At 68.3% G+C, this 19,700-nt stretch carries 14 protein-coding genes and 1 tRNA gene; 3 read left to right on the top strand and 12 right to left on the bottom strand.

Going from position 1 to position 19,700, the window contains the following annotated elements; all coding sequences use genetic code 11:
* The first annotated feature begins 14 nt into the window (after positions 1–14).
* Positions 15–1,343: an MFS transporter gene (locus tag WFJ97_RS02505; RefSeq protein WP_336640364.1), complete on the top strand. Its 1,329-nt coding sequence runs from the start codon at positions 15–17 to the stop codon at positions 1,341–1,343.
* 25 nt (positions 1,344–1,368) lie between these two features.
* Here the strand turns inward: WFJ97_RS02505 and WFJ97_RS02500 are convergent, their stop codons facing one another.
* The 6 genes from WFJ97_RS02500 to polA are packed head-to-tail and all read right to left on the bottom strand — an operon-like array spanning position 1,369 to position 9,226.
* On the bottom strand, positions 1,369–2,187 hold the full coding sequence (locus WFJ97_RS02500) for an arginase family protein (RefSeq protein WP_336640363.1): 819 nt from the start codon (positions 2,185–2,187) through the stop codon (positions 1,369–1,371).
* Between the two features lie 47 nt (positions 2,188–2,234).
* Positions 2,235–2,984, bottom strand: a complete 750-nt coding sequence (locus WFJ97_RS02495; protein ID WP_247632217.1) for a formylglycine-generating enzyme family protein — start codon at positions 2,982–2,984, stop codon at positions 2,235–2,237.
* A complete protein-coding gene (locus WFJ97_RS02490; protein WP_247622479.1) occupies positions 2,981–3,736 on the bottom strand; it encodes an SGNH/GDSL hydrolase family protein in 756 nt (251 codons plus the stop codon). The genes WFJ97_RS02495 and WFJ97_RS02490 overlap by 4 nt, the downstream gene beginning before the upstream one ends.
* Positions 3,737–3,789: 53 nt before the next feature.
* A complete protein-coding gene (locus WFJ97_RS02485; RefSeq protein ID WP_247632215.1) occupies positions 3,790–4,824 on the bottom strand; it encodes an LLM class flavin-dependent oxidoreductase in 1,035 nt (344 codons plus the stop codon).
* Positions 4,825–4,878: 54 nt separating this feature from the next.
* On the bottom strand, positions 4,879–6,555 hold the full coding sequence (locus WFJ97_RS02480; protein WP_336640362.1) for a DUF885 domain-containing protein: 1,677 nt from the start codon (positions 6,553–6,555) through the stop codon (positions 4,879–4,881).
* A gap of 37 nt (positions 6,556–6,592) precedes the next feature.
* Complete coding sequence (gene polA, locus WFJ97_RS02475) at positions 6,593–9,226, bottom strand: DNA polymerase I (protein WP_336640361.1); 2,634 nt, start codon at positions 9,224–9,226, stop codon at positions 6,593–6,595.
* 45 nt (positions 9,227–9,271) lie between these two features.
* Here polA and WFJ97_RS02470 point away from each other — a divergent pair, with 45 nt between their 5' ends.
* Positions 9,272–9,700 carry a hotdog fold thioesterase gene (locus WFJ97_RS02470; protein WP_336640360.1) on the top strand — a complete coding sequence of 143 codons (429 nt, stop codon included), beginning with the start codon at positions 9,272–9,274 and terminating at the stop codon, positions 9,698–9,700.
* Here WFJ97_RS02470 and WFJ97_RS02465 read toward each other — a convergent pair.
* Positions 9,675–10,238: a GNAT family N-acetyltransferase gene (locus tag WFJ97_RS02465; RefSeq protein ID WP_336640359.1), complete on the bottom strand. Its 564-nt coding sequence runs from the start codon at positions 10,236–10,238 to the stop codon at positions 9,675–9,677. The genes WFJ97_RS02470 and WFJ97_RS02465 overlap by 26 nt on opposite strands.
* Positions 10,238–10,855, bottom strand: a complete 618-nt coding sequence (locus WFJ97_RS02460) for an ANTAR domain-containing response regulator (RefSeq protein WP_247622473.1) — start codon at positions 10,853–10,855, stop codon at positions 10,238–10,240. Before WFJ97_RS02460 ends, WFJ97_RS02465 begins: the two co-directional genes overlap by 1 nt.
* Positions 10,856–10,954: 99 nt before the next feature.
* Between WFJ97_RS02460 and WFJ97_RS02455 the strand changes: the two genes are divergently transcribed.
* Positions 10,955–11,037 (top strand) — tRNA-Leu (locus WFJ97_RS02455).
* A 15-nt stretch (positions 11,038–11,052) separates the two neighbouring features.
* On the opposite strand, the gene WFJ97_RS02450 is transcribed toward WFJ97_RS02455, so the two are convergent.
* The 4 genes from WFJ97_RS02450 to gltB form a co-directional block, all read right to left on the bottom strand.
* The gene (locus WFJ97_RS02450; protein WP_336640358.1) at positions 11,053–11,721 is read right to left on the bottom strand and encodes an esterase/lipase family protein; all 669 of its coding nucleotides are present in this window, start codon (positions 11,719–11,721) and stop codon (positions 11,053–11,055) included.
* A gap of 452 nt (positions 11,722–12,173) precedes the next feature.
* Positions 12,174–13,622, bottom strand: coding sequence for a pyruvate kinase (gene pyk, locus WFJ97_RS02445; RefSeq protein WP_247632209.1), 1,449 nt, complete (start codon positions 13,620–13,622; stop codon positions 12,174–12,176).
* A gap of 54 nt (positions 13,623–13,676) precedes the next feature.
* Positions 13,677–15,143 (bottom strand): glutamate synthase subunit beta, encoded by a 1,467-nt coding sequence (locus WFJ97_RS02440; RefSeq protein ID WP_336640357.1) that lies wholly within the window; start codon positions 15,141–15,143, stop codon positions 13,677–13,679.
* A complete protein-coding gene (gene gltB / locus WFJ97_RS02435) occupies positions 15,136–19,659 on the bottom strand; it encodes a glutamate synthase large subunit (protein WP_247957605.1) in 4,524 nt (1,507 codons plus the stop codon). The genes WFJ97_RS02440 and gltB overlap by 8 nt, the downstream gene beginning before the upstream one ends.
* Positions 19,660–19,700: the final 41 nt, after the last annotated feature.

Here is a 19,700-nt window from a genome sequence, read left to right as displayed (position 1 = left end):
AGTAGCGTGGAAGGGTGACGCACGCTCCCCTCTCCCCCGTCTCGAACCCCGGGTGGCGAGCCTGGCTGATCTGGTCGGTGGGCGTCGCGGCCTACGTCGTCGCCATCACGAACCGCACGTCGTTGGGCGCCGTCGGCGTCGACGCGGCCGATCGATTCCAGGCGGATGCCTCGACCCTCGCCCTCTTCGCGGTCGTGCAGCTCGCGGTGTACGGGGGTATGCAGATCCCGATCGGTGTACTCCTCGACCGGTACGGCTCGCGTCCGATCATCACGATCGGGATGTTCCTGATGGCGGCGGGTCAGTTGGTGATGGCCTTCTCCCCCAGCATCGGCATCGCGATCTTCGCCCGTGTGCTGCTGGGTGCCGGAGATGCGGCCGTCTTCCCCGCGGTGCTCCGATTGGTCGCGGTGTGGTTCCCCGCCCAACGCGGTCCCGTGATGGTGCAGTTCACGGGCATCATCGGACAGGCGGGGCAACTGGTGGCGCTCGTCCCTCTGGCCGCTCTCCTGCACGCCACGAGCTGGACGATCACATTCGGGAGTATCGCCGGGCTGGGCGTGCTCTTCACGATCCTCGTCGCTCTGGTCATCCGCAACCGCCCCGCCGAGCAGGACACCGATGTGACGGTGAACACCGACACCGGAGTGGTGCGCGTGGTGACCTCGGCGATCGACACCGGTGTCGGCATCCGCGCCGCTTGGGCGCACCCGGGAACGAGGCTCGCGTTCTGGTCGCACTTCACGACTCCGTTCGCGGGTACGGCGTTCATCCTGCTCTGGGGAATGCCGTTCCTCACTGCCGCGCAAGGTCTCACGGCGGCACATGCCGCGGGACTCATATCCGTATATGTCGTTGCGGGCATGATCTTCGGTCCGATCATCGGAGACCTCTCGCGTCGGCTCCCGAACCATCGGTCGCTCGCTCTCGTGCTCCCCGCGGTGGGACTGCAACTGATCGCGTGGTGCGCCGTGATCGCATTGCCCGAGGCCGCACCGATCTGGCTGCTCTACGTTCTCGCGATCGCCCTCGCGACCGGTGGCCCGGCGTCGATGATCGCCTTCGACCACGCCCGCACCCATAACCCCTCGCACCGGCTGAGCACCGCCACGGGCGTCACGAACGCGGGAGGGTTCATCGCAGCTCTCATCGCGATCTTCCTGATCGGACTGCTGCTCGACCTTCAGGGCGCGGGCACACCCGAGACTTACTCGCTCGACGCGTTCCGCATTGCGTTCCTCGCCCCGCTCCCGCTCTGGATCATCGGGTGCGTGTTCATCGTGATCGAGCGCAAGCGCACGCGGGTCCGGATGGGACTCGACCCGGAGCGACGTCGCCGCTAGACGCGTCGCCTCCGAACTGTCGACCTCAGACGGCGCGGAGCAGCGGGAGGAAGGTCTCGAGGATGAGCTCCACACTCACGTGTTCGGGTACGTCGGCGTCGCCGGCCTCGAACTCGGCGAGTTCGATCCCGCGGACGGAGCGCGCGGGGAGCGCCGCGAAGATCGCCGCGATCTGGTGGGGAAGCATCCCCTCCCCGACGCGATAGGCGGCGGGAATGTACCCGGGCTCGAGCACGTCCCAATCGACGTGGATCCAGACGGGCCGGCCGTCGATGAGCTCGAGAACGCGTTCGGGCGTGCTGTCGGCGGGCGCGAGAACGCGCACTCCGGCGCCGGCGAGGAGCTCACCTTCGGCCGGATCGATGTCACGTCCGCCGACGACGATCACCTGCGTCGGGTCGATCCCCGCGCCGTGTCCGCTGTCCCACAGTCCGCAGGCCGCGGCGAGCACCATGCCGCCGAGATAACCGGAATCGGTCGTGTCGGGCGTGTTGAAGTCGCCGTGCGCATCGATCCAGAGCACGACGGCATCCGGGTGCCTCTCCGCGACGGTCGGGAGGGTGCCGAGGCTCGCGGCGCACGTGTTGGTCGCGAGCAGCGGTACGGTTCCGGCGTCGATGGCGCCGGCGACCGCGTCCCGCAGGCCGTGCAGAGTGTCCTTCGCTTCGCGAAGCGCCGTGCTCCAGTCGTCGGTGCGGGAGGGACTCGGCGTGCCGATCGTCGTCGCAGGGGTCCGGAGCAGCGTAGACAGTGCATCGCCGACGCGACGTGCGCCCACGAGTGCGCCGTCCGTGCGGTCGGCCACGCGGCCCTGGGAGACGATGAGAGAGAACGCTGCAGGCATCCTCCCACTCTCCCACGCGGCGCGGATGGGGGCCAAAACCGTCCCCGTCACCGTTTTCGTGGCGTCCATCCCGACGGCGAGGTACCGTCCTGCAGCGCCCGCTCGCGGTCGACCGCGTCGGACCAGCCCTGCGCAGCTCCGTCGCCATCGAAGCCGCCGCGCGCGACGCGCATCCCCACATCGGGGTGATGCATCCGAGGGGCTCCCCCGCGGCGGACCGAGGCGCGCACACTCCAGGCGTCGTCGGCGAAGCCGCCCCCGCGGAACGTGCGGTATTCGTCATAGCGTGCGGGGTCGAGCAGGTCCCAGCACCACTCCCACACGTTGCCGAGGGTGTCGAACAGACCGTACAGGTTCGGGATCTTGCCGCCGACCGGTTGCGGGGTCGTCACGCCATCGGCGGCTGTCCAGGCGGCATCCGCGAGCGGCGCGTAGTGGGGGCCCACGGACCCCGCCCGGCACGCGAACTCCCACTCCGCCTCCGTGGGCAGCCGGAACCCCTCGGACGAGACGTCCCAGCTGACGTCCTCCCCGTCGAACAGATAGGCGTGCTCGAGCCCTTCCCACTCCGAGAGCGCGTTGCAGAAGTGCACGGCCCGCAGCCAGCTGATGTCGGTCGCCGGTCGGCGGGGATGCGGAGCGGCCGCGTCCAGGACCTCGGCCATCTGCTCCTGGGTCACCGGGTAGACACCGATCTCGAAGGGCTCGAGATCCACCGGACGCTGCGTCTTCGTTCGCGCATCCTGCAGCACGATCGAACCCCCGGGGATGCGGCGCAGTTCGATGTCGCTCGTCACCCCGGAGTCCGCTCGGTCCACACCGGGTACTTCGCGGTCCGGCCATCGCCCGACGACGTGCGCGTGACCCGACGCCGGACCCAGGGGCCGACGTGCTGTCGGTAGTAGGCGAGCCCGCTCGGTCCCGCTCCCCCGCGCTCACTCGGTGCCCACCACGTCTCGGGCGGTTCGTACCCCAGTGCGTGCAGCACGCGCGCCGCGACCCGATGATGGCCCGCGGCGTTCATGTGCAGGCGGTCCTCGGACCAGTACGCGCTCTGCGCGAGTTCCCGATCGGGCCAGTTCAGGGCGCGCACCACGTCGGGGCGATCGGCGACGCGTCGCAGCACGGCTTCGGAGAGCTGATCTCCGCGGCGCTGGATCAGGGACCCCATCGGAAGCTGTCCACTGGGGTTCGCGCCGGAGAGCAGGATCATCGTGACGCCCTCCTCGTCGCATCGGCGGAGAACGCGGCTGAACGCGTCGGCGATGTGCTCGAGGTCGGTGCGCGGTCGCAGCATGTCGTTGCCACCGCCGTTGAACGACAGATGCGTGGGACGCAGAGCCAGAGCCGGTTCGAGCTGCTGCTCGACGATCGGCCACGCGAGTTTGCCGCGGATCGCGAGATTCGCGTACTGGATGGGATGCCCGGCCGCATCGGCCCACCCCTGGGCGGCGATGTCGGCCCACCCGCGCTCTCGGCCGTCGGGAAGAACATCGCCGACCCCCTCGGTGAAGGAGTCCCCGATCGCCACGAAACGCACGTCTGCCATCGGACAAGCCTATTCCTGCGGAACCGGACCCCGTACCGATCCGGCAGGCCCGATCAGGCGCGCTTGTCGAGCAGAGCGCGCACGCGCGGGATGACTTCGCTGCCGTAGAGCTCGATGCTGCGCATCATCGCCTCGTGCGAGAGCGTTCCGGTGGCGTACTTCAGGTCGAATCGGCCCAGCCCGAGGGTGGTGATCGTGTCTGCGATCTTCGCGGCCACCCGGTCGGGAGAACCGGCGTAGATCGCCCCCTCCGGCCCGATGTCGTTCTGGAAGCGGGCACGGCTGTATGCGGGCCAGCCGCGTTCCTTGCCGATCGTGTTGTTCATCGCCTCGAAGCCCGAGTACGCGGCGTCCCATGCCTCCGCATCGGTGTCGGCGATGTGGCCGGGCGAATGAACGGCGATCGGATGCTTCGTCGTTCCGAAGGAGTCGACCGAGCGGTGATACAGATCGACGAACGGCCGGAATCGCGCGGCCGGACCGCCGATGATGGCGAGCATGAGACCGAGTCCGTGGCGTGCGACGCGCACCACGGACTCCGGGCTGCCGCCCACGCCCACCCAGGTCCGCAGACCCTTCTCCGTCTTCGGGAACACATCCGCGTTCTCGAGCGACGCGCGCATGGACCCGGACCAGGTCACCGGCTGCTCCTTCAGGAGTTCGACGAAGAGTTCGAGCTTCTGCTCGAACAGTGCGTCGTAGTCGCGGAGGTCGAAACCGAACAGCGGGAAGGATTCGATGAACGAGCCGCGACCGAGCACGACCTCCGCGCGACCGTTCGACACGGCATCGAGGGTCGAGAACCGCTCGAACACGCGCACGGGGTCGTCGGAGGACAGAACCGTGACCGCCGTGCCGAGGCGGATGTTCTCGGTGCGCGCGGCGATCGCCGAGAGCACCATCTCGGGAGCCGACACCGCGAACTCCTTGCGGTGGTGCTCCCCCACCCCGAAGAAGTCGACGCCCACGGCATCCGCCATCTCTGCCTGCGCGATGACGTTGCGGATCGTCTGGGCGCCGCTGAGGAGGGTGCCCTCGGCGTCGCGGGTGATGTCGCCGAACGTGTCCAGTCCGAATTCGATGCTCATGTCATGCCTTCCTATTCAGGTGAATGAACATCGCCGGAGCATCGGACATTCCCGTCAACGCGGAAGCAGCACACCACGCAGGGTGTCGAGACCGACGCCGCCGATGTCGAGCGCGCGCTTGTGGAACGCCTTGAACGAGAAGTCCTCGCCCTCCTGCTGCTGAACGGCCTCACGCACCTGCTCCCAGATGCGCTGTCCGACCTTGTACGACGGAGCCTGTCCCGGCCAGCCCAGGTACCTGTTGACCTCGAACTGCACGAACTGGTCGGACATGTTGACGTTCTGGCGCATGAACTCGAGCGCGTAGTCGGCATCCCAAACGCCCGTTCCGTCGAGACGCGGCTTACCGAGGTGCACGCCGATGTCGAGCACGACACGTGCCGCACGCATGCGCTGACCATCGAGCATCCCCAGCCGGTCGGCCGGGTCGTCGAGGTAGCCGAGCTGCTCCATCAGGCGCTCGGCATAGAGCGCCCATCCCTCGGCGTGACCCGAGGTGCCGGCGAGCAGACGGCGCCAGGAGTTGAGCTCGGAACGGTTGTAGACGGCCTGCGCGATCTGCAGGTGATGCCCCGGCACACCCTCGTGGTACACGGTGGTGAGCTCGCGCCACGTGTCGAACTCCGTCACACCCTCCGGAACGGACCACCACATGCGTCCGGGGCGCGAGAAGTCGTCGGTGGGCCCCGTGTAGTAGATCCCGCCCTCCTGGGTCGGCGCGATCATGCACTCGATCGTGCGGATCGCCTCGGGGATGTCGAAGTGCGAGGCGGCGAGTTCGGCGACGGCGCGGTCGCTCGTCTCCTGCATCCAACGCTGCAGCGCATCGGTGCCGACCAGCTTGCGCGCGGGATCGGCCTCGAGATGCGCCACGGCTTCTTCGACCGTGGACCCCGGCAGGATCTCGTTCGCGATCGCCGTCTGCTCGGCGACCATCCGGGCGAGTTCCTCGCGTCCCCACTCATAGGTCTCGTCGAGGTCGATCGTGGCTCCGAGGAATCGGCGCGAGTTGAGCGCGTAGAGCTCGCGACCGACCGCGTCGACCTCGGTGGCCTCGGGCACGAGTTCCTCGGCGAGGAACCGTCGCAGTTCGCCGTATGCGACGCGCGCGGCGGCCGAGTTGTCGGCGAGGGTGCGCGCGAGGGATGCCGGAAGCTGGCCGCTCTCGGGCGTGGCATCGGCCACGAAAGCGGCGAAGAAACCGTCATCAGCGGTGTACCGGTCGATCTGCGTCGCCACCTCGACGACCTGTCGGCGGGCCGGCGTCACTCCGCGCGCAATGCCCTCGCGAAGTGTCTCGGTGTAGCCGCGCAGCGCGTCGGGCACCGCAGCGAGGCGCGTGGCGATGACCGACCAGTCGTCGGCGGATGCCGTGGGCATGAGGTCGAAAGCCGAACGCACGTCCTGCGCCGGCGAAGCGATGACGTTGAGGTCGCGCAGATGCCAATTCGCCTCGTGGAGTTCCAGCTCGAGACGCAGCTCGGCGCCGAGGTCGGCCTTCGTGACCTCGTCGATCGTGTCGACCGGCTCGAGGGCCGTGAGCGCGTCGAGCGTCTGCCGTGTGGCCGCTGCGATCGCCTCGTGGCCGGCCGGACTCAGATCGCCGAAGCGGTCGTTGACCTCGTCGCGCCCGATGTAGGTGCCGAGCGTCGGAGCCAGCTCGACCAGAGTGTCGACCCAGTCCTCGGCGACCTTGTCGATGGCGGTGGGAGTGCGCGGGATGGAAGTCATGCGATCCACACTAATCCTCGGACGCCGCCGCCCGTGGTCAGTGTGCGGCCTCGTTCCAGTCGTGCCCGCGACCCACCTGCACGTCGAGCGGCACCGACAGATCCGCGGCGTCGCCCATGCGCGTGCGCACGATGCGCTCGGCGGCATCCCACTCCCCCGGGGCGACCTCGAGCACGAGCTCGTCGTGGATCTGCAGCAGCACCCGCGAGCGGAGCCCTTCGCGGCGGATGTCGTCGTGGATGTGGAACAGCGCGATCTTCATGATGTCGGCGGCGCTGCCCTGGATCGGGGCGTTCAGCGCTGCGCGCTCGGCGTTCTCCCGCAGCACGCGGTTCGGGCTGGCGAGGTCGGGGAACGGGCGACGGCGTCCGAAGATCGTCTCGGTGTAGCCGACCTCCTTGGCCGCGAGAACGGAGGCGCGCAGGTAGTCACGCACGGCGCCGAAGCGCGCGAAGTACTCGATCATGAGCTGCTTCGCCTCGGACTGCTCGATACGCAGCTGCTTCGAGAGGCCGAACGCCGAGAGGCCGTAGACCAGGCCGTACGACATCGCCTTGACCTTGGTGCGCATCGCGGCGGTGACATCGCCCGGCTCGACCCCGAACACCCGAGCGCCGACGAACCGGTGGAGGTCCTCTCCGCTGTTGAAGGCCTCGATCAGGCCCTCATCGCCCGACAGATGCGCCATGATGCGCATCTCGATCTGGGAGTAGTCGGCCGTGAGCAGCGCTTCGTAGCCGTCGCCGACCTGGAACGCGCTGCGGATGCGCCGCGATTCCTCTGTGCGCACCGGGATGTTCTGCAGATTCGGGTCGGTGCTCGAGAGCCGCCCGGTCTGGCTTCCGGTCTGCACGTAGGTCGTGTGGATGCGCGCGTCGTCGCCGATCGCCGTGTCGAGCGACTCGATGATCTGACGTAGCTTGGTGGCCTCGCGGTGCTGCAGCAGCAGGTTGAGGAACGGGTGCGGGTTCGACTCCTGCAGGTCGGCGAGCACGGCGGCATCCGTCGAGTAGCCCGTCTTCGTCTTGCGCGTTTTGGGCAGCTGGAGATCTTCGAAGAGAACCTCCTGCAGTTGCTTGGGCGAGCCGAGGTTGAACTCGCGGCCGACGATGCCGAACGCCTCCTGAGCGATGCCCTCGGCGCGGGTCGCGAGTTCGCCGGAGAACGTCGACAGCACCTCGTGGGAGACCGCGACCCCGGCCAGTTCCATGTCGGCCAGCGCGAGCAGCGTGGGCAGCTCGATGTCGGTCAGCACGGCGGCCACCGACTCGGGGATGTCGTCGCGCAGCGCGGTCGCGACGCGCAGTGCGAACCACGCCTCCTGCGCGGGAGTCGCCCCCTCGGTCTCGGGCACGAGTTGAGACGGGTCGGCCTCGGGGAGCTTCTCGCCGAGGTAGCGCTCAACCAGGTCGCCGAGAGTCTTGTCGGGGAAGCTCGGGCGCAGGAGCCAGCCGGCGAGGCTCGTGTCGTACGCGAGGCCGCCGAGGCGGATGCCTGCTCGGTTCAGCGCCTTCAGCTGACCCTTGGCGTCGTGCAGGACCTTGGGACGATCGGACTCGAGCCAGGAGCGCAGCTCGTCGGCCGCGGCATCCGTCCAATCGGTCTCGCGAAGCTCGGAGTCGGAAGCGACCCCCAGACGCACCGGAAGCCCGCTCTGCGTGAGCACACGGAGTGAGAGCTCGCCCTGCACGGCTTCCGCCCACGTCGCGAGTTCGCCAGCCACCACCTGCTGCGGAACCGGCAGCTCGACCACCGCGGCCGGGTCTTCGGCGACCTCGCCGGCGCCGACGGCTTCGAACACGCGCGGCAGCAGTGTGCGGAACTCGAGGCGCGCGAAGATGTCGCGCACGGCCTGCGCGTCGATGGGAGCGACTGCCAGATCGTCGGGTGAGACGGGGAGCTCGACGTCGGTGAGCAGACGGTTGAGCTTGCGATTGCGGCGCACGTCGTCGATGTGATCGCGCAGGTTCCCTCCCACGACACCCTTGATCTCCTCGGCACGAGCGAGCAGATCGTCGAGCGACCCGAACTGTGTCAACCACTTCACGGCGGTCTTCTCGCCCACCTTGGGCACGCCAGGCAGATTGTCGCTGGTCTCGCCCACGAGCGCGGCGATGTCGGGGTACTGCTCGGGACGTACGCCGTAGCGCTCCTGCACGGTCACCGGGTCGTATCGCTTGAGCTGCGACACGCCCTGCACCGACGGGTACAGCAGCGTGACGTCGTCGTTCACGAGCTGGATGGTGTCGCGATCGCCGGAGACGACGAGCACCTGATAGCCCTGCTCCGCACCCTGCGACGACAGGGTGGCGAGGATGTCGTCGGCCTCGATGCCCTCTTTCGTGAGCACCGAGATCGACATCGCCGCGAGGCAGTCCTGCAGCAGCGGGATCTGACCGCGGAACTCCTGCGGCGTCTCGGACCGGGTCGCCTTGTACTCGGGGTACTCATCGGTGCGGAACGAGTGCCGCGAGGTGTCGAACGCGATCGCCATATGCGTCGGCTGCTCGGCCTTGATCAGGTTCACCAGCATCGACAGGAACCCGTAGATCGCGTTCGTGTGCTGGTTGTCCTTGGTCGTGAAGTTCTCGACCGGCAGCGCGAAGAAGGCGCGATAGGCGAGCGAATGGCCGTCGACGACCATGAGGGTAGGCTTTGCGGAGTCCGTCACCCTGTCAGCCTAACGAGGACCACGGACACGCGCTGAGGAGGATGCATGAGCGACGTCGCGAAGAGCGAAGGACTCGAGTGGGCCACGGCCCGTGGAATGGGCGCCCTGGCCGAGAAGATGGGCATCGAGTTCACCGAGTTCAGCATCGAGCGCTCGGTCGGCACGATGCCGGTCGAGGGCAACACCCAGCCGGTGGGCCTTCTGCACGGCGGCGCATACGTGGTGCTCGGCGAGTCACTGGGGTCGATGGCGGCCAATCTGCACGCGGGCCCCGGGCGGCTGGCGGTCGGTGTCGACATCAACGCCACGCACACGCGTTCCGCGACCTCGGGGATCGTGACCGGGGTGTGCACGCCGATCCATCTCGGACGCAGCATCGCGGTGCACGAGATCGTGGTGACCGACGATCAGGGGCGGCGCTGCTCGACCATCCGCATCACCAACATGATCAAGGACGCCCCGAAGGCTCCATGAGCCCCTCATCCAGCAGCCGCTGGAAGAGGACGTGGTCCTGCCACTCCCCCGCGATCTCCAGATAGCGCGGGGCGATGCCGATGCGGGTGAAGCCGTTCGCGGCGAGTACCCGCTGGGAGGCGGCGTTGTGTAGCAGCGTCGCCGCCTGTACGCGGTGCAGTCCCAGGGAATCGCGCGCGTGGCGGAGCACCGCGGCGACCGCGCGCGTCGCGAGTCCGCGTCGCGTCGAGTCCGCGGCGATCCAGTAGCCCAGATCCCCGCTGAGGAACGGCCCGCGAACGATGCCGTTGAGGTTCATCCTGCCGACGATCCGCTCGTCGGGTGCCGTCACCACGAATCGGATGCTGCGCCCCGTCTGCGCTTCGGCGACGGTGCGGTGTACGTCCCGCTCCTGCCACTCCTCCGTGAAGAACTCCTCGCTGCGAGCGGGTTCCCAGGGAGCGAGGTGGGCACGATCGGCCGCGTACGCGCGCGCCAGAGCAGCGCCGTCGCCCGTGCGGACCGGACGGAGGGTGTGCTCGGGGTCGAGCCGGAACACTACTTCTTCGGAGCGAGCTGCTCGATGATCGCCTTGGCGACGTCCTGCATCGTGAGACGACGATCCATCGACGCCTTCTGGATCCAGCGGAACGCCTCGGGCTCGCTGAGCCCCATCTTCTCGTTCAGCAGGCCCTTGGCGCGATCGACGAGCTTGCGGGTCTCGAAGCGCTCGACCATGTCGGCGACCTCTGCCTCGAGCGTGATGATCTGCTCATGACGCGCCAGTGCGATCTCGATCGCCGGCAGCAGGTCGTTCGGCGTGAACGGCTTGACCACGTAGGCCAGAGCGCCGGCCTCGCTCGCGCGCTCGACGAGTTCCTTCTGGCTGAAGGCGGTCAGCAGCACGACCGGGGCGATGTTGCCCTTGTGCAGCTTCTCGGCGGCGCTGATGCCGTCGAGCTGAGGCATCTTGACGTCCATGATGACGAGGTCGGGACGCAGTTCGGTCGCGAGCGCGACAGCGGTCTCGCCGTCGCCGGCCTCTCCCACCACGTCGAAGCCGTTGTCGCGGAGGATCTCGACGATGTCGAGACGGATCAGCGATTCGTCCTCGGCGACGACGACGCGTCGGGGTGCGGATGACGTGGGCTGTTCAGCCAGTTCTTGCTCGGTCACGTACCCATCCTACTGGAGTGCGTCTCCGCCACGGCCGTGCGCGTCGGCACGGCGTCGGGACGGCTGCTTCTGCGCTACAGTCGTAGTCGCGATACACGGGCCGGCGTGGCGGAATGGCAGACGCGGAGCACTCAAAATGCTTTGTCCGAAAGGGCGTGTGGGTTCGAGTCCCACCGCCGGCACACAGACAGATCGACTCATCCTGCCATGAGTTCGAGTTCCTCGACGACCCGCGGATCGGCGAGGATCCGGAAGTGCCCTCCGGTGTCGAGTCGGACGTTCTTGGCGCCCGGCAGCTCGCTCCCCTCAGGGATGTGCGGGTCGAATCCCGCATAGATAGAAACGATCCGCGCGTTCGCATCGACACTGCGGGAGAGCGCGACGATGCCCGGATCCTCGGGCGAGAACGCGCGCAGGGTGCGCGAGGGGATCCGCCTCGCGTAGCGCGAACCGCGGAACGGCGTCGCGACCGCGAGCATCGCTCGAACGCGAGCGTGCTCCCGCCCGGTCATCACCATCTTCCCGGCAAGTCCCCCTTTGCTATGGGCGACGAGGATCACGTCACGCAGATCGTTCTCGTCCAGATAGTCCTCGACGAGCGCCGCCATCTCTGCGACCGGACGCTGGCTGCGCTCCAGCGCCTCGAGCACGTGAACCCTGTGCCCTCGGTCGTTGAGTCGAGCGACCAGCGGCTCCAGGAATCGCCACGTCTCATAGACACCGGGGAGGATGACCAACGGTGCACGCTCCCCCTCGGCGTAGGCCTCCGCGCTGCTCCGACTCAGGAAAGCGCGCGCCTGCCAGTACCCTGCGTAGGCGTAGTCGGCCGCCCACCAGGCTGCCTTGCGGATTGCGCAGGCCGTCATCGCTCCCCGTCATCGCACCACGCCGACCCGGCGATGGGATCGTTCAGGCCTCGGATCACCAGCACCGGCATGAGAAGCCCTCCAACGACGTCCTCCAGCGCGTACCGCAACATGTGCCGCGCCTGTGCGAGGTACCACGGCACCCCGCACCGCAGGTAGTCGGCGAAGACGAGCGCGTTCGTCGCGGGGCTCTCCCCGCGGTGTCGACCGCGAGCGCGAACGCCTGGGCAGGGAGCGAACGGTGCTCGTCGTCCGCGACCGGGCCGATCAGCACCAGGGTGGTGCCGGGTCGTACCCGTGACGACTCCGAAGACGGTTCCGTCGACAACGAGACGGCGACGGCGGAGATCCATGTTCGCACGCTACCCGTGCGAGGCGATGTGCGTCACCGGGTTGACGTGGCGGACGACGAAGGGGCGGAGCCGAAGCCCCGCCCCTTCCCGACCCTCGGGTCAGACGCCTTCCTTGTAGATCGGAGCGGCGCCGTTGACGGCGTCTCCGACCTTGTGGACGCGGATGTCGTTGGTCGAACCGGCGATTCCGGGAGGGGACCCGGAGATGACGACGACCTTGTCGCCCTCGACGGCGAGGCCGTTTGAGAGCAGGTAGTCGTCGACCTGCAGGTACATGAGGTCGGTGTGCTGCACCATCTCGACGAGCGTCGACTGGATGCCCCAGGTCAGCGCCATACGACGACGGATGTCGGGCTCCGGCGTGAACGCGAGCATCGGGATGCGCGAACGCAGGCGCGACAGGCGACGAGCGCTGTCACCGGACTGCGTGAACACGCAGAGGAACTTCGCCTCGACGAACTCCGCGACCTCGAGGGCGGCGAGCGTGATCGCCCCGCCCTGCGTGCGCGGCTTGGTCGTCAGCGGCGCGATGCGCTCCAGGCCGTGCTCTTCGGTCGACTCGACGATGCGAGCCATGGTCTCGACGGTGACGACCGGATAGTCGCCGACGCTGGTCTCGCCCGAGAGCATGACGGCATCCGCACCGTCGAGCACGGCGTTGGCGACGTCCGAGGTCTCGGCGCGCGTCGGGACCGGGCTGTTGATCATCGACTCGAGCATCTGCGTCGCGACGATGACGGGCTTCGCGTTGCGGCGAGCGAGCTCGACGGCGCGCTTCTGCACGATCGGCACGGCTTCGAGCGGCAGCTCGACACCCAGGTCACCGCGGGCGACCATGATGGCGTCGAACGCGTCGACGATGCCCTCGAGCGCGTCGACCGCCTGCGGCTTCTCGACCTTGGCGATCACGGGGACGCGCACGCCCTCCTCGGCCATGATCTCGTGCACGCGCGTGACGTCCTCCGCATTGCGGACGAACGAGAGGGCGATCAGGTCGGCGCCGATGCGCAGACCCCACCGGAGGTCCTCTTCGTCCTTCTCGCTCAGCGCCGGAACGTTGACCGCGACGCCGGGGAGGTTGATGCCCTTGTTGTTCGAGACGGCACCGGCGACGACGACCTTGGTGGTCACCGTCACGCCGTCGGTCTCGACGACCTCGACGCGCACCTTGCCGTCGTCGATCAGGAGGTAGTCTCCCGGCTTGACGTCCTGGGGCAGGCCCTTGAAGGTCGTGCCGGAGATGTCCTTGTTGCCGACGATGTCTTCGGTCGTGATCTTGAAGATGTCGCCCTGGGCGAGCTCGTAGGGGCCGCCCTCGAACTTGCCCAGACGGATCTTCGGCCCCTGCAGGTCGACGAGGATCGCGACCGCGCGTCCCGAGTCCTCTGCGGCGCGCCGCACGTTCGCGTAGTTGTTCTCGTGCACGGAGTAGTCACCGTGGCTGAGGTTCAGGCGTGCGACATCCACACCGGCGTCGATCAGCGCACGCACGGTCTCATAGGTGGAAGTTGCGGGGCCCAGGGTGGCGACGATTTTCGCGCGTCTCAACAGATTCTCCAGGGGATAAAGGGATAGAACTCGGGCGACACTGCCGGCCTCAGCCTACGCGGGCTGAAGGCCGATAGCGACATCGTGCGGCTGAACGGGAGACGGCAGAACGGTGCTGCCCATCAGGTACAGGTCGACGCTCGCGGCCGCGGCGCGGCCCTCGGCGATGGCCCACACGATGAGCGACTGTCCGCGTCCGGCATCACCCGCGACGAACACGCCCGGGATGGTCGACTCGTAGGTCGCGTCGCGCCGGAAGGCACCGCGATCGGTGAGCTGCGGACGGGTGTCCTCGGTGAAGCCGTCGGTCTCGGGACCGATGAAGCCCATGGCGATCAGCACGAGGTCCGCGGGGATCTCGCGCTCCGTGCCGCTCTTGGGCACGCGGCGTCCGTCGATGTACTCGGTCTCGGCGACGCGCAGTGCGCGCACCTCTCCGACCTCGTTCGAGAGGAACTCCACGGTCGACGCGAGGAACACGCGCTCCCCGCCCTCCTCGTGGGCGGAGGAGACCTCGAACACGGTCGGCATCATCGGCCACGGCTGGTGGTCGGGGCGCGTGTCGCCCGGCTGCTTGCCGATCGCGAGGTTGGTCACGCTCAGCGCACCCTGGCGGTGCGCGGTGCCGATGCAGTCGGCTCCGGTGTCTCCACCCCCGATGACGATGACGTGCTTGCCCTCGGCCGAGATCTGGTCGGTGACCGTGTCTCCGGCGACGGCATGGTTCGACTCGACGAGGTACTCCATCGCGAAGTGCACGCCGTCGAGGTCGCGGCCCGGGATCGACAGGTCGCGGGGAACCGTCGAACCGGTGGCGATGACGACCGCGTCGTACCGGGCGCGCAGGTCGGCCCACGAGATGTCCTTGCCGATCTCGACGCCCGCACGGAAGCGGGTGCCCTCCTCCTGCATCTGGCGCAGGCGCGACTCGAGCTGCCCCTTCTCCATCTTGAAGTCCGGGATGCCGTAGCGGAGCAGGCCGCCGATTCGGTCGTCGCGCTCGAAGACGGCGACGGTGTGCCCGGCGCGCGTGAGCTGCTGCGCGGCGGCGAGTCCGGCCGGGCCGGAACCGACGACCGCGACGGTCTTGCCGGTCAGGCGCTCCGGAGGCTGCGCCTCGACCCAGCCCTTGGAGAAGGCCTCGTCGATGATCGAGACCTCGATCTGCTTGATCGTCACGGCGGGCTGGTTGATGCCCAGCACGCAGGAGCTCTCGCAGGGCGCCGGGCACAGACGGCCCGTGAACTCCGGGAAGTTGTTCGTCGCGTGCAGGCGGTCGATCGCCGCGCGGCCTTCGCCGCGCCACGTCAGGTCGTTCCACTCCGGGATCAGGTTGCCCAGCGGGCAACCCGAATGGCAGAACGGCACGCCGCAGTCCATGCATCGGCCCGCCTGGCGCCGGAGCACCGCCTTGTCGCCCGGCTCGTAGACCTCTTTCCAGTCCATGATGCGGACGGGAACCGGACGGCGAGCGGGGAGCTCGCGCTCGGTTACCTTCAGAAAGCCTTTGGGATCAGCCACCGGTCACCTCCAGGATGCGGTTCCAGACGATGTCGCCGTCGGGGTCGATCCCCTCGGCCACTGCCTCCTCGCGCATGCTGCGCACGGCGGCGAAATCACGCGGGAGGACCTTGACGAACTCCGCCGAGACCTCGGCGAAGCGGTCGAGGAGTTCGGTGCCGAGCGGCGACGCGGTGCGTTCGACGTGCTCGACGAGGAGACTGCGCAGCACCTCGAGATCAGCGCGATCGAGCGGCTCGAGGAGCAGCTCGCCGCTGCCGAGGGACTGCGCGTTGATCTTGGCGGTGTCGAGCGCGTGCACGTACGCCACTCCCCCGGACATACCGGCGCCGAAGTTGCGGCCCGTCGAGCCCAGGATGACGGCCAGACCACCGGTCATGTACTCGAGCGCGTGGTCGCCCACGCCCTCGACGACGGCGGTGGCACCGGAGTTCCGGACGAGGAAGCGCTCGCCCACGACGCCCGAGATGAACATCGTGCCCGCGGTCGCTCCGTAGCCGATGACGTTGCCGGCGATCACGTTCTCCTGCGGCGCGATCTGCGAGCCGCGTGGCGGCCGGATCGTGATGTCGCCACCGGAGAGGCCCTTGCCGACGTAGTCGTTCGCGTCGCCCTCGAGCCGCAGCACGATGCCCTGCGGCATGAAGGCGCCGAGCGACTGCCCGGCGGTGCCGTGCAGAGTCACGTCGATCGTGCCGCGGGGCAGCCCGGCCGCGCCGTGACGCGCCGTGACCTGGTGGCCCAGCATCGTGCCGACCGCACGCTCGGTGTTGGCGATGGGCAGCTCCACGACGACGGGCTCTCCGTTGAGGAGGGCGTTCTTCGCGATGTCGATGAGCTGCACGTCGAAGTGCTTCTCCAGCTCGTGGTCCTGCGTCCGTCCGCTGCGACGCGGCTCTCCGGCCGGGAAGACCGGTCCTTCGAGCACAGGGGTCAGATCGAGGCCGTCGGTCTTCCAGTGCTCGATGGCCGCGTTCGTCTCGAGCAGCTCGGCGCGTCCCACGATCTCGTCGATCGAGCGGAATCCGAGCTCTGCGAGCAGTTCACGCACCTCTTCGGCGATGAACTCCATGAAGTTCACGACGAACTCGGGCTTTCCGGTGAACCGCTCGCGCAGCGCCGGGTTCTGCGTTGCGACGCCGACGGGGCAGGTGTCGAGGTGGCAGACGCGCATCATGATGCAGCCGCTGACGACGAGGGGCGCGGTCGCGAAACCGAACTCCTCGGCGCCGAGCAGCGCGCCGATGATGACGTCACGACCGGTCTTCAGCTGCCCGTCGACCTGCACGACCACGCGGTCGCGCATGCCGTTGAGCATGAGGGTCTGCTGGGTCTCGGCGAGACCGAGCTCCCACGGCGTTCCGGCGTGCTTGAGGGAGTTCAGCGGGCTGGCACCCGTTCCCCCGTCGTGGCCGGAGACGAGGATGACGTCGCTGAGCGCCTTCGCGACGCCGGCCGAGACCGCGCCGATGCCGGACTGGCTGACCAGCTTCGTGTGGATGCGCGCCTCGGGGTTGGCCCTCTTCAGATCGAAGATGAGCTGCTTGAGGTCCTCGATCGAGTAGATGTCGTGGTGCGGTGGCGGCGAGATCAGGCCGACGCCCGGGGTGCCGCCGCGTGTGCGCGCCACCCAGGGGTACACCTTCTGCGGCGGCAGCTGACCGCCCTCGCCGGGCTTGGCGCCCTGCGCGAGCTTGATCTGGATGTCGTCGGACTCGGTGAGGTACTGGCTCGTCACGCCGAAGCGACCCGAGGCCACCTGCTTGATCGCGCTGCGGCGCTCCGGGTCGAGCAGACGCTCGGAGTCCTCACCGCCCTCACCGGTGTTCGACTTGCCGCCGATGCGGTTCATCGCGATCGCCAGCGTCTCGTGCGCCTCCTGGGAGATGGAGCCGTAGCTCATCGCTCCGGTCGAGAAGCGCTTGACGATGGCGGAGACGGGTTCCACCTCGTCGATCGGAACCGGCTTGCGGGTTCCGGTGCGCAACGTGAACAGACCGCGCAGGGTCTTGAGCTCCGCCGCCTGGTCGTCGACGAGCTTGGTGTACTCGCGGAAGATGTCGTAGCGGCGGGTGCGCGTGGAGTGCTGCAGCTTGAACACCGTCTCCGGGCTGAAGAGGTGGGGCGAGCCGTCGCGGCGCCACTGGTACTCGCCGCCGGTCCACAGGCGCTCGTGCGCACGGGCCGCGGCATCCTCCGGATAGGCGTAGTCGTGACGGGCCTGGTTCTCGGCGAAGACCTCGTCGATGCCGATCCCGCCGAGCTTCGACTCGGTGCGGGTGAAGTAGGCGTCGATGAACTCCTGGCTGAGGCCGACGGCCTCGAACACCTGCGCGCCGGCATACGACGACACCGTGGAGATGCCCATCTTCGACATGATCTTGAGCACGCCCTTGCCGAGCGCGTAGATCAGGTTGCGGACGGCCTTCTCCGGCGAGATGCCGGTGATGTAACCGGTGCGCACGAGGTGCTCGACCGTCTCCATCGCCAGGTAGGGGTTCACGGCGGACGCGCCGTACCCGATGAGCGTGGCCACGTGATGGACCTCGCGCACATCTCCGGCCTCGACGATCAGGCCGACCTTCATGCGGTTCTCGCGACGGATGAGGTGGTGATGCACCGCCGCGACCATCAGCAGCGACGGGATCGGCACGAGATCCTTGTTCGAGTCGCGATCCGACAGGATGATGAACTCCGCGCCCGCCTCGATCGCCGCATCGACCTCTGCGCACATCTCATCGAGACGATCGGTGAGCGTCTGGGGTCCGGCGTCGAAGTGGTAGAGACCGCGGATGGTGACGCTCGAACGGTCGGGCAGCGCCTTGTCGATGTGACGGATCTTGGCGAGCTCGTCGTTGTCGATGACCGGGAAATCGAGCGACACGGTGCGGGTGTGCTCGGGGCCCCACGACAGCAGGTTGCTCTCGGGGCCAAGTCCGAGCTTGAGGCTCGTGACGACCTCTTCACGGATCGAGTCCAGCGGCGGGTTCGTCACCTGGGCGAACTGCTGCGTGAAGTAGTCGAACAGCAGACGAGGACGCTTGCTGAGCACGGCGATGGGCGTGTCGGAGCCCATGGCACCGAGCGGCTCCGCCCCGTTCTGGCCCATCGGGGTCAGGAGGATGCGGACCTCCTCCTCGGTGTAGCCGAACGTGCGCTGGCGGCGCGTGATGGATGCCGGCGGGTGCACGATGTGCTCGCGCTCGGGCAGTTCGGCCAGACGCACGGAACCCGCGTCGAGCCACTCCTGCCACGGCTGCTGAGTGGAGAGCTCGCGCTTGATCTCCTCGTCCTCGACGATCCGGCGCTGCGCGGTGTCGACGAGGAACATCTTCCCCGGGCGCAGGCGACCGCGGCGCTTGATGCGCTCCGGCTCGAAGGTGAGGACGCCGGTCTCGGAGCCGATGACGATGAGACCGTCCGTGGTCTCCGTCCAGCGCCCCGGACGCAGACCGTTGCGGTCGAGCGTCGCGCCGACGAGCGTGCCGTCCGTGAAGATGAGTGCGGCCGGGCCGTCCCACGGCTCCATCTGGTTCGAGTGGTACTCGTAGAAGGCGCGCAGCTCCGGCGTGATGTCGGTCTGCTTCTCGTACGCTTCGGGAACCATCATCATGATGGCGTGCGGCAGGCTGCGGCCGGTCAGCGTGAGCAGTTCCAGCACCTCGTCGAAGGAGGCGGAGTCGCTGGCGCCGTCGGTGCAGATCGGCAGCAGGGGGCGCACGTCGCCGAGCAGTTCGGACTCGAGCTGCGACTGACGGGCGCGCATCCAGTTGCGGTTGCCGCCGACGGTGTTGATCTCGCCGTTGTGGGCGAGCATGCGCAGCGGCTGCGCGAGCGGCCACGACGGGAAGGTGTTTGTCGAGTAGCGGGAGTGCACGACCGCGAGCTCGGAGGCGAAGCGCTCGTCCTGGAGATCCGGATAGAACGGCTCGAGCTGGAGTGTCGTGACCATGCCCTTGTAGCCGAGCGTGCGGCTCGACAGCGACACGAAGTAGGCGCCGAGCTCATGGCCTGCGCGCTTGCGGAGACGATAGGCGACTCGGTCGAGCGCGATGTCCGTGAGGGGCGCATGCGCGTGGGTCGTTCCCCCGGCGCTCACGAAGAGCTGCTCGAAGGCGGGACGGGCCTCGTCGGCCAGCTTGCCGAGGTGCTCGTTGACCGTGGGGACCTCGCGCCAGCCGAGGACGCGCAGTCCCTCGGCGCGGGCGATCTTCTCGATGCCGGCCTTCTGCTGGCGGCGATCGCTGGAATCGCGGGGCAGGAACGCGAGCCCCGCGGCGTACTCCCCCACCGGCGGCAGGTCGAAGTCGGTGACCGCGCGGAGGAACGCATCCGGCATCTGGGTCAGGATGCCCGCTCCGTCACCGGTGCCGGCATCCGAGCCGATCGCACCGCGGTGCTCGAGGTTGCGCAGCGCCTCGAGCGCGAGCGCGATGATGTCGTGCCCGGCGTAGCCGCGCAGCGTCGCGACCATGGCCAGGCCGCAGGCATCCTTCTCGAACGCCGGGTTGTACATGCCCTGCTTCGGGGGATAAGCGCCGGAGGCGCCGTAAGGGG

Origin of the sequence: Microbacterium sp. USHLN272, from assembly GCF_037149655.1 — a bacterium.
GTDB lineage: Bacteria > Actinomycetota > Actinomycetes > Actinomycetales > Microbacteriaceae > Microbacterium > Microbacterium galbinum.
The sequence above is the reverse complement of the archived record's forward strand: the minus strand, read 5'-3'. Positions and strand labels throughout refer to the sequence as shown.

Coding starts and splice junctions, on each gene's coding strand:
- WFJ97_RS02485 (WP_247632215.1), bottom strand. CDS start 4,824: ATGAGCATCGAATTCGGACTGGACACGTTCGGCGACATCACCCGCGAC.
- WFJ97_RS02500 (WP_336640363.1), bottom strand. CDS start 2,187: ATGCCTGCAGCGTTCTCTCTCATCGTCTCCCAGGGCCGCGTGGCCGAC.
- WFJ97_RS02470 (WP_336640360.1), top strand. CDS start 9,272: ATGAGCGACGTCGCGAAGAGCGAAGGACTCGAGTGGGCCACGGCCCGT.
- gltB (WP_247957605.1), bottom strand. CDS start 19,659: ATGTACAACCCGGCGTTCGAGAAGGATGCCTGCGGCCTGGCCATGGTC.
- WFJ97_RS02490 (WP_247622479.1), bottom strand. CDS start 3,736: ATGGCAGACGTGCGTTTCGTGGCGATCGGGGACTCCTTCACCGAGGGG.
- WFJ97_RS02450 (WP_336640358.1), bottom strand. CDS start 11,721: ATGACGGCCTGCGCAATCCGCAAGGCAGCCTGGTGGGCGGCCGACTAC.
- WFJ97_RS02480 (WP_336640362.1), bottom strand. CDS start 6,555: ATGACTTCCATCCCGCGCACTCCCACCGCCATCGACAAGGTCGCCGAG.